Source organism: Psychrobacter sp. 1U2 (assembly GCF_051847575.1).
In genome coordinates this window covers 1-512 of record NZ_JBPYDC010001849.1, presented here as the reverse complement: position 1 = coordinate 512, position 512 = coordinate 1, and the positions used below count along the sequence as shown (strand labels likewise).

The window sequence follows — 512 nt, the reverse complement described above, 5'->3', positions numbered from 1 at the left end:
AGCACGGTATCGTCCACTATGCGGTGGCAAACATTCCTGGCGCTGTTCCACGTACTTCTACCATGGCATTGTCTAACGTCACCTTAACATACATACAAACACTTGCTAACAAAGGCTATCAGAAGGCCTGTCTTGATGATGCAGCATTGGCAAAAGGCGTCAATACCATGCAAGGCTATATGACTTATGAAGCTGTTGCTAAGGCACTAGACTATGAGTACAAAGCGCTGGATGAGCTGATTGGTTAATTTTTTAAGAACATGGTGACTGTTGTACTCATTATGAGCCGCACTGCAATATAAAAAATCAGTGATTTTAATAATGTTTTCAGTGATTTAAATTGACGTCAAATATTCGTTATTATATGGTGGATGATAGAGACTAATCAATGACACCAACCAGTAAAAGGATAATAGACATGGAGCTTTACGATTTAGAGGTATCAGGGAATTGCTACAAGATTCGGCTGTTCTTAGCATTGATAAAACAACCTTATACGCTGCATTCAGTAG

The 512-nt window shown here is 39.5% G+C and carries 1 pseudogene; it reads left to right on the top strand.

Going from position 1 to position 512, the window contains the following annotated elements:
• A pseudogene (locus ACS8FD_RS24750) lies at positions 1–248 on the top strand (alanine dehydrogenase); the annotation flags it as partial.
• Positions 249–512 lie beyond the last annotated feature (264 nt).